At 37.1% G+C, this 13,430-nt stretch carries 25 protein-coding genes; all 25 read right to left on the reverse strand.

All coding sequences use genetic code 11. The features are described from left to right. Positions 1-10: 10 nt before the first annotated feature. The 25 genes from infA to rpsG are packed head-to-tail and all read right to left on the reverse strand — an operon-like array spanning position 11 to position 13,422. A complete protein-coding gene (gene infA / locus K6119_RS06495; protein ID WP_221836978.1) occupies positions 11-229 on the reverse strand; it encodes a translation initiation factor IF-1 in 219 nt (72 codons plus the stop codon). A 3-nt stretch (positions 230-232) separates the two neighbouring features. Next, a complete protein-coding gene (gene secY / locus K6119_RS06500) occupies positions 233-1,552 on the reverse strand; it encodes a preprotein translocase subunit SecY (RefSeq protein WP_221836992.1) in 1,320 nt (439 codons plus the stop codon). Between the two features lie 20 nt (positions 1,553-1,572). After that, positions 1,573-2,019: a 50S ribosomal protein L15 gene (gene rplO, locus K6119_RS06505; protein ID WP_221836995.1), complete on the reverse strand. Its 447-nt coding sequence runs from the start codon at positions 2,017-2,019 to the stop codon at positions 1,573-1,575. Between the two features lie 39 nt (positions 2,020-2,058). Then, positions 2,059-2,235: a 50S ribosomal protein L30 gene (gene rpmD / locus K6119_RS06510; protein WP_221836998.1), complete on the reverse strand. Its 177-nt coding sequence runs from the start codon at positions 2,233-2,235 to the stop codon at positions 2,059-2,061. Between the two features lie 12 nt (positions 2,236-2,247). After that, the gene (gene rpsE, locus K6119_RS06515) at positions 2,248-2,757 is read right to left on the reverse strand and encodes a 30S ribosomal protein S5 (RefSeq protein ID WP_221837001.1); all 510 of its coding nucleotides are present in this window, start codon (positions 2,755-2,757) and stop codon (positions 2,248-2,250) included. A gap of 11 nt (positions 2,758-2,768) precedes the next feature. Then, positions 2,769-3,122, reverse strand: a complete 354-nt coding sequence (gene rplR, locus K6119_RS06520) for a 50S ribosomal protein L18 (protein WP_221837004.1) — start codon at positions 3,120-3,122, stop codon at positions 2,769-2,771. A 12-nt stretch (positions 3,123-3,134) separates the two neighbouring features. Then, entirely contained in the window at positions 3,135-3,689 is a 555-nt protein-coding gene (gene rplF / locus K6119_RS06525) for a 50S ribosomal protein L6 (protein WP_221837005.1), read from the reverse strand. Between the two features lie 19 nt (positions 3,690-3,708). After that, complete coding sequence (rpsH, locus tag K6119_RS06530) at positions 3,709-4,101, reverse strand: 30S ribosomal protein S8 (protein ID WP_221837008.1); 393 nt, start codon at positions 4,099-4,101, stop codon at positions 3,709-3,711. 56 nt (positions 4,102-4,157) lie between these two features. After that, positions 4,158-4,445, reverse strand: coding sequence for a 30S ribosomal protein S14 (gene rpsN, locus K6119_RS06535; protein WP_221837010.1), 288 nt, complete (start codon positions 4,443-4,445; stop codon positions 4,158-4,160). 3 nt (positions 4,446-4,448) lie between these two features. Beyond that, complete coding sequence (rplE, locus tag K6119_RS06540; RefSeq protein WP_221837012.1) at positions 4,449-5,000, reverse strand: 50S ribosomal protein L5; 552 nt, start codon at positions 4,998-5,000, stop codon at positions 4,449-4,451. Further along, a complete protein-coding gene (gene rplX, locus K6119_RS06545; protein ID WP_221837015.1) occupies positions 5,000-5,317 on the reverse strand; it encodes a 50S ribosomal protein L24 in 318 nt (105 codons plus the stop codon). The genes rplE and rplX overlap by 1 nt, the downstream gene beginning before the upstream one ends. A gap of 13 nt (positions 5,318-5,330) precedes the next feature. After that, positions 5,331-5,699, reverse strand: coding sequence for a 50S ribosomal protein L14 (gene rplN / locus K6119_RS06550; protein ID WP_221837018.1), 369 nt, complete (start codon positions 5,697-5,699; stop codon positions 5,331-5,333). A gap of 8 nt (positions 5,700-5,707) precedes the next feature. Continuing rightward, positions 5,708-5,968, reverse strand: coding sequence for a 30S ribosomal protein S17 (gene rpsQ, locus K6119_RS06555; RefSeq protein WP_221837021.1), 261 nt, complete (start codon positions 5,966-5,968; stop codon positions 5,708-5,710). Positions 5,969-5,996: 28 nt separating this feature from the next. Then, entirely contained in the window at positions 5,997-6,203 is a 207-nt protein-coding gene (gene rpmC, locus K6119_RS06560) for a 50S ribosomal protein L29 (RefSeq protein ID WP_221837023.1), read from the reverse strand. An 8-nt stretch (positions 6,204-6,211) separates the two neighbouring features. Next, entirely contained in the window at positions 6,212-6,634 is a 423-nt protein-coding gene (rplP, locus tag K6119_RS06565; RefSeq protein WP_221837026.1) for a 50S ribosomal protein L16, read from the reverse strand. A 21-nt stretch (positions 6,635-6,655) separates the two neighbouring features. After that, a complete protein-coding gene (gene rpsC / locus K6119_RS06570) occupies positions 6,656-7,369 on the reverse strand; it encodes a 30S ribosomal protein S3 (RefSeq protein WP_221837028.1) in 714 nt (237 codons plus the stop codon). A gap of 6 nt (positions 7,370-7,375) precedes the next feature. Then, complete coding sequence (rplV, locus tag K6119_RS06575; protein WP_221837030.1) at positions 7,376-7,774, reverse strand: 50S ribosomal protein L22; 399 nt, start codon at positions 7,772-7,774, stop codon at positions 7,376-7,378. 20 nt (positions 7,775-7,794) lie between these two features. Next, on the reverse strand, positions 7,795-8,061 hold the full coding sequence (gene rpsS / locus K6119_RS06580) for a 30S ribosomal protein S19 (RefSeq protein ID WP_221837043.1): 267 nt from the start codon (positions 8,059-8,061) through the stop codon (positions 7,795-7,797). A 7-nt stretch (positions 8,062-8,068) separates the two neighbouring features. Next, positions 8,069-8,893 (reverse strand): 50S ribosomal protein L2, encoded by an 825-nt coding sequence (gene rplB / locus K6119_RS06585; protein WP_221837046.1) that lies wholly within the window; start codon positions 8,891-8,893, stop codon positions 8,069-8,071. A gap of 11 nt (positions 8,894-8,904) precedes the next feature. Continuing rightward, positions 8,905-9,198 (reverse strand): 50S ribosomal protein L23, encoded by a 294-nt coding sequence (gene rplW / locus K6119_RS06590; RefSeq protein WP_221837048.1) that lies wholly within the window; start codon positions 9,196-9,198, stop codon positions 8,905-8,907. Between the two features lie 8 nt (positions 9,199-9,206). After that, entirely contained in the window at positions 9,207-9,833 is a 627-nt protein-coding gene (rplD, locus tag K6119_RS06595) for a 50S ribosomal protein L4 (protein WP_221837051.1), read from the reverse strand. Further along, positions 9,833-10,447 (reverse strand): 50S ribosomal protein L3, encoded by a 615-nt coding sequence (gene rplC, locus K6119_RS06600; RefSeq protein ID WP_221837054.1) that lies wholly within the window; start codon positions 10,445-10,447, stop codon positions 9,833-9,835. Before rplC ends, rplD begins: the two co-directional genes overlap by 1 nt. Positions 10,448-10,480: 33 nt before the next feature. After that, positions 10,481-10,786, reverse strand: coding sequence for a 30S ribosomal protein S10 (gene rpsJ, locus K6119_RS06605; protein ID WP_221837057.1), 306 nt, complete (start codon positions 10,784-10,786; stop codon positions 10,481-10,483). Between the two features lie 20 nt (positions 10,787-10,806). Beyond that, entirely contained in the window at positions 10,807-12,945 is a 2,139-nt protein-coding gene (gene fusA, locus K6119_RS06610; RefSeq protein WP_221837059.1) for an elongation factor G, read from the reverse strand. A gap of 6 nt (positions 12,946-12,951) precedes the next feature. Next, positions 12,952-13,422, reverse strand: a complete 471-nt coding sequence (rpsG, locus tag K6119_RS06615) for a 30S ribosomal protein S7 (protein ID WP_221837061.1) — start codon at positions 13,420-13,422, stop codon at positions 12,952-12,954. Positions 13,423-13,430 lie beyond the last annotated feature (8 nt).

A 13,430-nucleotide genomic window follows, 5' to 3' on the forward strand; every position in this document is an offset into this window, starting at 1 on the left:
GTTTAATTTCTTATTTGTATCTATACGTAATTCTTCCTTTTGTTAAATCATATGGAGACATCTCCAATTTAACCTTATCACCAGGTAATATTTTTATGTAGTGCATACGCATCTTACCTGAAATATGAGCAGTAATAATATGTCCATTTTCCAACTCGACTCTGAACATTGCATTACCTAACGCTTCTACAATTGTTCCGTCTTGTTCTATTGATGCTTGTTTTGCCATAAATTATATTCCTGAAAATTCGTTAGCTCCTCTTCGTCCTCTAATTCTTCCACCTTCCATCAATCCATCATAATGTCTATTCAACAAGTACGTTTCAATTTGCTGAAGTGTGTCTAATACAACACCTACCATAATCAACATTGAAGTACCTCCCATAAACATTGCAAAACCGTCGTTTATTCCAAACAACATTGCAAATGCCGGAATTATCGCAATAAGCGCCAGGAAGAAAGATCCCGGGAATGTAATTCTCGACAAAATGGTATCAATGAAATCTGCAGTTTCTGTTCCGGGTTTAATGCCTGGCACAAAACCACCGCTTCTTTTCAAATCATCTGCAATTTGCTTAGGATTAATAGTAATCGCCGTATAGAAATACGTGAATATTATAATCATCAAAGCAAACACAAAGTTATACCAAAAACCTCTATAATTTTGAAGTTCTTGAAGTATAACACTGTCAGACTGAATCATTGTAGGAACTGTCATAATTGCCTGCGCAAAGATAATTGGCATTACACCAGCTGCATTCACTTTTAAAGGAATGTAAGATCTTTGGCTAGCCTCTGCTACGTTACCTTGTCCAGCTACTCTTTTTGCATAATTAATAGGTACTCTACGAACACCTTGCACAATAAGTACTGTAACAATAATAATGGCAAAGAATACCAGCATTTCTACAATGAACATGAAAATTCCACCAGAACCAGAGTTTCTAGCTAGGAACTCAGTAAACACAGATTGTGGGAATCTTGCTAAAATACCTACAGTGATCAATAATGAGATACCGTTTCCAACTCCTTTATCAGTAATACGTTCACCCAACCACATTGCGAACATTGTTCCAGCGACTAGTAACATAATTGAACTGATCCACCACATCATATCCGGATCTACTACACCGTTTGCGCTAATAACGTACATCTGTAAATAAGATGGACCTTGGAAAGCACAAATTAGAATTGTTAAAATTCTAGTGTAACCATTGATCTTTCTTCTTCCACTCTCACCCTCTTTTTGCAATTTTTGAACCACAGGAACCGCCATACCTAATAACTGCATAATAATAGATGCAGAAATATAAGGCATGATACCTAATGCCATAACAGAAGCTTTAGAGAAAGCTCCTCCAGCAAATAAGTCTAGAAGTGCTACTAGTCCACCTCCTGAGCTACCAGCAGCTAATTGTCCTTGGTCTACTCCAGGAAGTACGATAAAAGAACCTAACCTATAAACCAGGATTAATCCCAATGTTAAAAGGATACGGTTTCTTAGCTCTTCAACCTTCCAAATGTTTTTTAATGTGTCAATAAATTTCTTCATTCAGGCGATAAATCTGTGTGTTATAAAATCTCTGCTGAACCTCCAGCTGCTTCAATAGCAGACTTTGCAGATGCAGAGTAACCATGTACTGTAAATTTCAACTTAGCTTTCAACTCTCCTCTTCCTAAGATTTTTACCAAATCTTTCTTTCCTACCAATCCATTGTTGTAAAGAACTTCTGGAGTGATTTCAGTAACTTTTTTGTTGTCTACTAAATTTTGGATAGTGTCAAGATTGACTCCTTTATATTCAACTCTATTAGGATTTTTAAATCCGAATTTAGGAACACGTCTTTGAAGAGGCATTTGTCCACCTTCAAATCCAAGCTTTTTTGAATATCCAGAACGAGATTTCGCTCCTTTATGACCTCTACCAGCTGTACCAGCTGCACCAGATCCTTGCCCTCTGGCAATTCTCTTTTTGTTTTTAACCGAACCTGCTGCCGGTTTAATGTTTTGCAATTTCATATTGATGATATTACTCGCTTTCGCTTAATTAAACTTAATTTATTTTACGATCTCAATTAAATGAGATACTTTGTCGATCATTCCTTGGATCTGCGGAGTGTTTTCTTTCTCGATAACCTGGTTTAATTTTTTAAACCCTAAAGCTTCGATAGTTCTCTTTTGATCTTTTGGTCTATTGATCGTGCTTCTTACTTGTTTGATCTTGATTTTTGCCATGACCTTTCAAAATTATCCGTTAAATACTTTTTCTAACGATACTCCTCTGTCCTGAGCAACTGTATAAGCATCTCTTAATTGTCCTAAAGCATTGAATGTTGCTTTAACCACGTTGTGTGGGTTAGACGATCCTTGAGATTTTGCTAAAATGTCAGTTACACCAGCACTTTCTAATACCGCACGCATTGCACCACCGGCAATAACTCCTGTACCATGAGCAGCAGGCTTTAATAAAACGCTTGCTCCTGCATATTTACCTTTTTGAAGGTGAGGCACTGTACCATTAATTACTGGAACTTTAATAAGGTTTTTCTTTGCATCATCTACTCCTTTAGAGATAGCTTCAACAACTTCTTTTGCCTTACCTAATCCGTGTCCAACGATACCGTTTTCATCCCCAACAACAACTATTGCTGAAAAGCTGAAAGTACGACCACCTTTGGTTACTTTAGTTACACGATTTAATGCAACTAATTTGTCTTTCAACTCAATATCCGTAGCTCTTACTTGTTTATCATTCATGATTAATCTTATTAAAAATTTAATCCTCCTTCACGTGCACCGTCAGCAAGAGATTTTACTCTTCCGTGATATTGGTATCCGTTTCTGTCAAACACAACTTGTTCTACTCCAGCTTTTGAAGCTTTAGCTGCTAATTCTTTACCAACTAATGCTGCTGCTTCTGATTTAGATTTTCCTTCAGCTGCTTTTAATCCAACTGATGAAGCAGAGGCCACTGTTTTACCATCAACATCATTGATGATCTGAGCATAGATCGCTTTGTTTGATCTAAAAACGCTCAATCTTGGTCTCTCAGCAGTTCCGAAAATATTTTTTCGAACTCTTCTTTTAATCTTAGCTCTTTGTTCTACTTTTCTAGATGCCATAACTACTTAATATTATGATGAAGCAGATTTACCAGCTTTTCTTCTGATGTACTCGCCAGTGTATCTAATTCCTTTTCCTTTATATGGTTCAGGTTTTCTTAACGATCTGATTTTAGCAGCAACTTGTCCTAACAATTGTTTGTCATGAGAAGTTAAAGTAACAACAGGCGCCTGACCTTTTTCAGTTTCAGCAGTGAATTTAACTTCAGTAGGAAGTTCAATTACAACCGGGTGTGAAAAACCAATTACCATTTCTAATAAGTTTCCTTTTGCAGTGGCTCTGTAACCAACTCCGTGAAACTCCAATTTTTTAGTGAATCCTTGAGAAACACCTTCAATCATGTTAGCTATCAAAGCACGATATAATCCGTGTTTTGATCTATGATCTTTATGATCAGATGCTCTTTCAAGTGTTATAACACCATCTTCTAACTTAATCGTAACAGCAGATGAGTCATAGTCTTGAGTAAGCTCTCCGTTTTTTCCTTTCACAGTAATCAAGTTTGAGTCGATTTTTACTTCGACACCTTGAGTTACTTCGATCGGATTTTTTCCTATTCTAGACATAACTAATTTCTTAATTTTATTAGTAAACGTAGCAAAGGATTTCTCCTCCAACGTTTTCATTTCTTGCTTCTTTATCCGTAATTACACCTTTAGATGTAGACAATACTGCGATACCCAAACCATTTAAAACTCTAGGTAGGCTATCTGCACCACAATATTTTCTTAATCCAGGTTTACTAATTCTCTCAATTTTTTTAATTGCAGGTACATTTTTGTTGTATTTCAATGCAATTTTGATGACACCTTGTTTTCCGTCATCTTCAAATTTGTGAGAAAGGATATATCCCTTATCTTCTAAGATCTTAGTGATCTCTTTCTTAATGTTTGACGCAGGAATTTCCACTACTTTATGGCGAGCCATTTGAGCGTTACGAATCCTTGTCAAATAATCTGCTATTGGATCTGTATTCATTTATTTAAGTTTTAGACTTAAGACCACCGCGGTCTTAGTTTCTAATTAATATTCTTTTACCAGCTTGATTTAGTTACACCCGGTATTTTTCCTTCAAGTGCCATTTCTCTGAAAGTAACACGTGAAATACCAAACTGTCTCATATATCCTCTTGGTCTACCAGTTAATCCACATCTATTGTGAACACGGATGTACATAGAGTTCTTAGGTAATTTTTGTAATGCCATCATTGCATCCCAATCACCTTGAGCAGCTTTCTTTCTCAAATCAGCTCTTTTTTCACCATACTTAGCAGCAAGTTTAATTTTCTTGCGCTGTTTGGCTTTCATTGATTCTTTTGCCATATCTTAATTTTTTGTGAATGGAAATTTGAAAGCTTCCATCAACGCTTTTGCTTCTTCATCAGAATCTGTTGAAGTAACAAAAGTGATATCCATTCCTAAAATTTTGTTCACTTTGTCAATATCAATCTCTGGGAAAATGATGTGTTCTTTGATTCCCATGTTAAAATTACCTCTTCCGTCGAACCCTTTTGGAGATACTCCTCTAAAGTCTCTTGTTCTTGGAAGTGCAATATTAATCAAACGATCAAGGAATTCATACATTTTGTCACCTCTTAAAGTAACTTTTACTCCAACAGGCATCCCTTTTCTTAATTTGAAGTTTGAGATGTCTTTTTTAGACAATGTTGCAACTGGTTGTTGACCAGCGATTAAGGCCATGTCTTTGATAGCCGCATCAATGATCTTCTTGTCAGCAACTGCTTCTCCGATTCCCTGGCTCAAAATGATTTTTTCCAATTTAGGAACTTTCATATTTGACTTGAAACCAAACTTATCTTGTAAGTTTTTTGCGATTTCGCCAGCGTATCTCTCTTTAAGTCTTGGTGTATAGCTCATTACTTAACTACCTCCCCATTCTTTTTTAAATACCTAACTAATTTTCCGTCCTCGCCTTCTTTACGACCAACTTTTGAAGCAACACCACCGTGCACCAACATTACATTAGAAATGTGGATTCCAGCTTCTGCTTCTTCGATTCCACCTTGTGGATTTGCTGCAGATGGTTTAATGTGTTTTTTAACCACATTTACACCTTCTACAACCACACGGTTTTTCTTACGGTCGATCACAAGGATCTTTCCTTCGTTTCCTTTGGACTCACCGCTAATCACTTTAACAGTATCTCCAATTTTTAAGTGTAATTTCTTTGACATCTCTCAATCTTCTTTAAAGCACTTCCGGCGCTAGAGAAACAACTTTCATATATTGTTTATCTCTAAGCTCTCTCGCTACAGGCCCAAAAATACGGGTACCTCTCATCTCACCTGCTTCGTTCAACAAAACAACCGCATTGTCATCAAATCTAATGTATGACCCATCCGGTCTTCTTATTTCTTTCTTAGTTCTAACAACAACCGCTTTGGTTACTTGTCCTTTTTTAACGTTACCTTGTGGCATTGCGTTCTTCACAGTAACAACGATTTTATCGCCTACAGAAGCGTATCTTCTTTTGGTTCCACCCAAAACACGGATACATAATACTTCTTTTGCTCCACTGTTGTCTGCTACTGATAATCTACTTTCCTGCTGAATCATGGCTCAAATTATTTAGCTCTTTCAACGATTTCTACTAATCTCCAGTTCTTGTTCTTTGACAATTTTCTGGTCTCCATGATTCGAACAGTATCACCGATTTTGCTATCGTTGTTCTCGTCATGCGCTACGAATTTAGTCGTTTTCTTAACGAACTTTCCGTACATTGGGTGTTTTACTTTACGCTCAACAGAAACAACGATAGATTTCTCCATCTTGTCGCTGGTAACGACCCCAATTCTTTCCTTTCTCAAGTTTCTTTTATTCTCCATTGCCTATGGGCTTTAAATGTAAAGTTGATTAAGCTTTATCAGCTTCGTTCAACTGTCTACTATTCAATTCCGTTTTCAATCTTGCAATTGTTCTTCTGTTATGTCTAATAACAAGAGGATTTTCCAAGGTTGATACCGAGTGAGCCAAAAGCAACTTTCCTTGCTGCTCCTCCATATCTTCAATCTTCTCTTGAAGATCTTTGATCGATAATTCTTTAATCTCATTCATTTTCATGGCTCGACTTATTTTTCAACGTAATCTTTACGTACAATAAATTTACATTTAACCGGAAGCTTTTGAGCTGCAAGTCTCATTGCTTCTTTTGCTGTTTCCAAAGGCACACCTTCAGCTTCAAACAAGATTCTTCCTGGTCTGATAACTGCTACCCAGTGAGACGGGGCACCTTTACCTTTACCCATACGTACCTCTGCTGGTTTAGCTGTTACTGGTTTATCAGGGAAAATTCTAATCCAAACCTGACCTTCTCTTTTCATAAACCTTGTAACGGCGATACGAGCGGCCTCAATTTGGCGTGAAGTTATCCACCCCGGTTCTAATGTTTTTAGTCCAAAGGATCCAAAAGCGATAGTACTTCCTCTATAAGCTTTCCCTCTGTTTCGGCCTTTCATGGCCTTTCTAAATTTCGTTCTTTTCGGCTGTAACATGATCGTACTGCTTTAAATGAATTATTTTCTTCTATTTTGGAACTTTGGATTTCTCTTTCCTCCTCCGCTCTTCTTTTGTTGTAAACCTACGTTAGGAGACAAATCTCTTTTTCCGTAAACTTCACCTTTACAAATCCACACTTTGATTCCGATTCTACCATAAGTAGTGTGTGCTTCTGAAAGAGCGTAATCGATATCAGCTCTGAAAGTATGCAAAGGAGTTCTTCCTTCTTTGTACATTTCAGATCTTGCCATCTCAGCTCCGTTCAATCTTCCAGAAATCTTAATCTTGATTCCTTCAGCACCCATTCTCATTGTAGAAGCAATCGCCATTTTAATAGCTCTTCTAAAAGAAATTCTACCTTCGATTTGTCTCGCTACTGAATCAGCTACTAATTTAGCATCCAACTCAGGACGTTTAATTTCGAAAATGTTGATTTGTACTTCTTTTCCAGTTACTTTCTTTAACTCCTCTTTCAACTTATCAACCTCTTTACCACCTTTTCCGATAATTACTCCCGGACGTGCAGTGTTAATAGTAACAGTTACTAACTTGATAGTTCTCTCGATAATGATTTTAGAAATACTTGCTTTCTGCAATCTTGCATGTAAGTAATTTCTGATTTTATCATCCTCTACGATTTTCTCAGAGTAGTCATTTCCACCATACCAGTTAGAATCCCATCCTTTGATGAATCCTAATCTGTTTCCTATTGGATTTGTCTTTTGTCCCATCAGTTATTAACTTTTTACACTATCAACAATGATAGTAGTGTGGTTTGATCTTTTTCTAATTCTGTGAGCTCTTCCTTGAGGTGCAGGTTGAATTCTCTTCAACATTCCTGCGTGATCAACTCTGATTTCAGAAACAATTAAAGTTTCGTCTTCTAAGTTTTTACCCTCATTTTTTTGCTCCCAGTTGGCAATAGCCGATCTCAATAACTTCTCTAATCTTGCCGCAGCTTCTTTAGAGTTGTGTGAAAGGATGTTCAAGGCTTTATTTACCTCTTCTCCTCTTACGATATCAGCAACCAATCTCATTTTTCTAGCAGAAATAGGACAGTTTCTCAATACAGCTATTGCTACATTGCTTTTGTGTTCTTTTCTTTTTTCTGCTGCTAATCTTTTTCTAGCTCCCATCTTATTCCGTGTTAACTATATTATTTCTTTCCTTTTGAGTGACCTCTAAAAGTTCTAGTTGGTGCAAACTCTCCAAGTTTGTGCCCTACCATGTTTTCAGTCACATAAACAGGAATGAATTTATTACCATTGTGTACTGCGATTGTTAATCCAACAAACTCAGGAGTAATAGTTGATGATCTTGACCAAGTCTTAATCACTTCTTTTTTTCCTGACTCTTGCGCAGCATCTACCCTTTGCATTAACTTATAATGTACAAAAGGAGGTTTTTTTAATGATCTACTCATGTCCTATTTATTTTTTTCTTTTTTCAATAATATACTTCGAAGAATATTTCTTCTTAGCTCTTGTCTTAAATCCTTTCGCCGGTTTACCGTTTCTGTTTCTAGGGTGTCCTCCAGAAGATCTTCCTTCACCACCACCCATTGGGTGATCAACAGGGTTCATAACAACACCTCTTACTCGAGGTCTTCTTCCTAACCATCTAGATCTACCAGCTTTACCAGAAACAACTAACATGTGCTCACCGTTAGATACAGAACCAATTGTAGCTAAACAAGACAATAAGATTCTTCTTACCTCACCAGAAGGCATTTTTACGATTGCATACTTACCTTCTTTCGAAGTTAATTGTCCGTATGAACCTGCGCTTCTTGCGATTGCAGCACCTTTACCTGGTTTTAACTCAATGTTGTGGATGATTGTTCCCAAAGGAATATCTTCCAAATAAAGAGTATTACCAACTTCAGGTTGTACATTTCTACCAGAATTCACTTCAGTTCCTACTTGCAATCCTTCCGGAGCAATGATGTATCTTTTCTCTCCATCAGCATAGAACAATAAAGCAATTCTTGCTGTTCTATTTGGATCGTACTCAATAGCTTTAACTGTTGCAGGGATACCGAATTTGTCTCTTTTAAAATCAACAATTCTGTATTTTCTCTTATGACCTCCACCCAATTGGCGCATTGTCATTCTACCCTGGTTATTTCTACCACCAGACTTCTTCTTCGAGCCAATCAAAGATTTTTCAGGATTCGATTTAGTAATTTCAGAGAAATCACTAACGATCTTGTGTCTTTGACCCGGAGTTATCGGTTTTAACTTTCTAATTCCCATTTCTCAATTTCTTAAATGTTCTCGTATAAATTGATTTCTCCTTCGGCAACAGTTACCACCGCTTTTTTCCATAAAGGAATTCTTTGTTCAGCGATTCCTTTAGCAGTATATTTTCTCTTGGCTTTACCACCACCGTATCTCATTGTCCTTACTTTACCAACAGTAACTCCGTAAATTCTTTCGATCTCATTTTTGATTTGGATCTTATTAGCGTTTACGTCAACTACAAAGGCAAATCTGTCATTTGCTTCGCTATCAAATGTTGCTTTTTCTGTAAGGATCGGTTTTTTAATAATGTTGTTCATGACTACAATTATTTCAAAATGTTTTCAATTTTCTCTACAGCTCCTTCAGTGATCACAACTTTGTTTGCGTTCACGATCTCGTACGTGTTTAAGCTATCTGCTGTTACAACATTTGCTCCTTGTACGTTTCTTGAAGACAAGTAGAAATTTTTGTTATCCTCAGGCAAAACAAACAACACCTTATCATAAGCCAAACTAATGTTATTCATCAACGTCATGAAATCTTTAGTTTTAGGCGCAGCAAACTCAACGCTATCAAGTACAATAATATCACCTGATTTTGCTTTGTATGACAATGCAGATTTTCTTGCCAATCTCTTCACCTTAGTATTCAATTTGAAGTCATAGTTTCTAGGTCTCGGTCCAAAAACTCTTCCTCCACCTCTGAAAACAGGTGATTTGATGCTACCGGCTCTGGCAGTACCAGTTCCTTTTTGCTTTTTAATTTTTCTAGTAGAACCTTTAATTTCAGCTCTTTCTTTTGATTTGTGAGTTCCTTGTCTTTGAGCAGCCAAGTATTGTTTCACATCAAGGTAAATCGCGTGATCATTTGGTTCGATACCATAAATAGCATCATTTAACTTCACTTTTTTAGAAGTCTCTTTTCCTTTCGTATCAACTACTTTAATATCCATTACTTCTCAATAATTACGAAAGAACCTTTGTGTCCAGGTATTGAACCTTTTACAACGATCAAGTTCTTGTCAGTTAATACTTTCATTACTTGCAAGTTTTCTTGCTTAACGCGAGCATTTCCGGTTTGACCAGCCATTCTCATTCCCTTGAATACTCTTGCTGGGTAAGAGGCAGCACCGATAGATCCTGGCGCTCTTAACCTGTTGTGCTGTCCGTGAGTAGATTGTCCAACTCCACCAAATCCGTGTCTTTTAACAACTCCCTGGAAACCTTTTCCTTTAGAAGTTCCGACTACATCAACATACTCTCCTTCACTAAACATTTCAACATTGACAACATCTCCCAAATTAAGGTCGTTCATTCCAGCAAACTCAACCAATTTTCTTTTTGGTGTAGTTTTCGCCTTTTTGAAATGACCTTGCATAGCTTTAGGTGTATTCTTTTCACGTTTGTCTCCAAACGCTAATTGAATTGCCTCATAGCCATCTTTTTCTTCGGTTTTAACTTGCGTTACAACACAAGGACCAGCTTCTATCACTGTGCATGGCGTTGCCTTGCCCTCGGCACTGTAGATGCTAGTCATTCCGATTTTCTTTCCAATTATCCCTGGCATACTTTATTTATTAATTGTTTAATTAACCTTTAATTAAACTTTGATTTCTACATTAACTCCACTAGGTAATTCCAATTTCATCAAAGCGTCTACTGTTTTAGATGATGAACTATAAATGTCAATCAATCTTTTGTAAGCGCACAATTGGAATTGCTCTCTAGCTTTTTTGTTTACGTGTGGCGATTTCAACACAGTGTAAATTCTTTTGTGAGTTGGTAGAGGAATTGGTCCACTTACAACAGCACCTGTAGCTTTTACCGCCTTTACGATTTTCTCAGCTGATTTGTCAACCAAGTTGTGATCGTATGATTTCAATTTTATTCTGATCTTTTGATTCATTTTCTTTCGATCTTTAAATATTATGCTTCAACTTTACCTTGCGCCTTCTTAATCACCTCGTCAGCGATATTTCTTGGAACTCCTGAATAGTGTGAGAATTCCATTGTAGAAGTTGCTCTACCTGATGACAACGTTCTTAAAGTTGTCACATATCCAAACATTTCTGAAAGAGGAACATCAGCTTTAATAACTTTAGCTCCAGCTCTGTCATCCATACCAGCCATTTGACCTCTTCTTCTGTTCAAGTCAGCCACGATATCACCCATATTTTCTTCTGGAGTTACCACTTCAACTTTCATAACAGGCTCTAATAATTCAGGCTGCGCTTGTTTCATTGCAGACTTGTATGCCATTTTAGCACACACTTCGAAAGACAATGAATCAGAATCCACATCATGGTAAGAACCATCCAGTAATTCAACTTTTAATGAATCAACCGGATAACCAGCTAATACACCATTTTTCATTGACTCTCTGAAACCTTTTTCAACAGATGGAATGTATTCTTTTGGAATGTTACCACCTTTGATACTGTTGATAAACTCAAGACCTGTTTTCTCCTCATCATCTTGAGGCATAATTTTAACAACAATGTCAGCGAATTTACCACGACCACCTGATTGCTTTTTATAAACCTCTCTGTGATCAACAGGAATGTTAATTTTTTCTTTGTAAGCAACTTGAGGAGCACCTTCGTTTACTTCTACTTTAAATTCTCTTTTCAATCTATCGATCAAAACCTCTAAGTGAAGCTCACCCATTCCACGGATTACAGTTTGACCTGAGTCTTCATCTGTATTCACCTGGAAAGTTGGATCCTCTTCAGCCAATTTAGAAAGACCAACTCCTAACTTATCTAAGTCAGCTTGCGTCTTAGGCTCAATTGCAATACCAATTACCGGATCAGGGAAAGTCATTGACTCAAGAACGATTTGGTTCTTTTCATCACAAAGTGTATCCCCTGTTCTAATATCTTTAAATCCAACACCTGCACCTATATCTCCAGCTTCAATAAAATCGATTGGGTTTTGTTTATTAGAGTGCATTTGGAAGATTCTTGAAATTCTTTCTTTCTTACCTGTTCTTGGAACAAAAACGTAAGAACCAGCATCAATTTTACCAGAGTACATTCTGAAGAAACAAAGTCTTCCTACGAATGGATCAGTAGCAATTTTAAATGCTAATGCTGCAGTAGGCTCATCTGGAGAAGGTTCTCTCTTGATAGTCTTCTCTTCATCATCAATATCATGCCCTTCAACAGCTCCAATATCGTATGGCGAAGGCATATAAGCCATCACAGCATCCAACATTGTTTGAACTCCTTTGTTTTTAAATGCAGATCCGCACAACATTGGTTGAATCTCCATGTTCAAAGTAGAAGTTCTAATAGCCGCCATCATCTCTTCAGTTGTAATTGAATCTGGATCTTCGAAGAATTTCTCCATCAAAGCCTCATCAGACTCAGCAACTGATTCTACTAATTTCTCTCTCCACTCATTAGCCTCATCAATCAAATCTTCTGGAATATCATACTCACGGTAAGTCATACCCATATCTTCCTCATTCCAGTCGATCGCTTTCATTTTGATCAAATCAACAACACCTTTAAAATCATCTTCAGCTCCAATTGGAATTTGAAGAGGAACAGGGTTACCGTTTAATCTATCTTTAACTTCTTTATAAGCTCTAAAAAAGTCAGCACCAGCACGGTCCATTTTGTTCACGAAGATCAATCTTGGAACACCATACTTATTTGCTTGTCTCCACACAGTTTCAGATTGTGGCTCAACACCAGAAGCTGCACAAATTAATGCAACAGCACCATCCAACACACGCAATGATCGCTCTACCTCAACAGTAAAGTCAACGTGGCCCGGAGTATCAATGATGTTAATTCTGTATTCTTTTGAATTTGCAGTTTGCTCACCTTTATCAGTTGGATATTTCCAGAAACAAGTTGTAGCAGCAGAAGTAATTGTAATACCTCTTTCTTGCTCTTGCTCCATCCAGTCCATAGTAGCAGCACCATCATGCACCTCTCCAATTTTGTGAGAGATACCTGTATAATAAAGAATACGCTCAGTCGTTGTCGTTTTACCGGCATCAACGTGAGCCATAATTCCGATATTTCTAGTATATGTTAAATCTCTTTTTGCCATTTTATATTAGAATCTGAAGTGTGAAAATGCTTTGTTTGCTTCTGCCATTCTGTGCATATCTTCTTTCTTTTTGAAAGCCGCACCTTCTTCTTTAGAAGCGGCAATGATCTCAGCAGCCAACTTTTGAGCCATTGTTTTTTCGTTACGCTTTCTAGAATAACCAATCAACCACTTCATAGCTAAAGACTGTTTTCTGCTGTCTCTAACCGGTGTAGGAATCTGGAAAGTTGCACCACCAACTCTTCTACTTCTTACCTCAACACCAGGTGTAACATTTGACAATGCTTTTTTAAATACGTCAAGAGGATTTTCGTCCTGAACTTTATCCTGAACGATCTCGATCGCATCATAAAAGATCTTGTATGAAACACTTTTTTTACCGTGCAACATTAAGTTGTTCACGAATTTAGTTACCATTACATCCTTAAATTTCGGATCAGGTAAAATAGTGTGTTTTTTAGCTTGTCTTCTTCTCATGATTCCTT

Origin of the sequence: Paracrocinitomix mangrovi, assembly GCF_019740355.2 — a bacterium.
GTDB classification, from domain to species: Bacteria; Bacteroidota; Bacteroidia; order Flavobacteriales_D; family Crocinitomicaceae; genus Paracrocinitomix; species Paracrocinitomix mangrovi.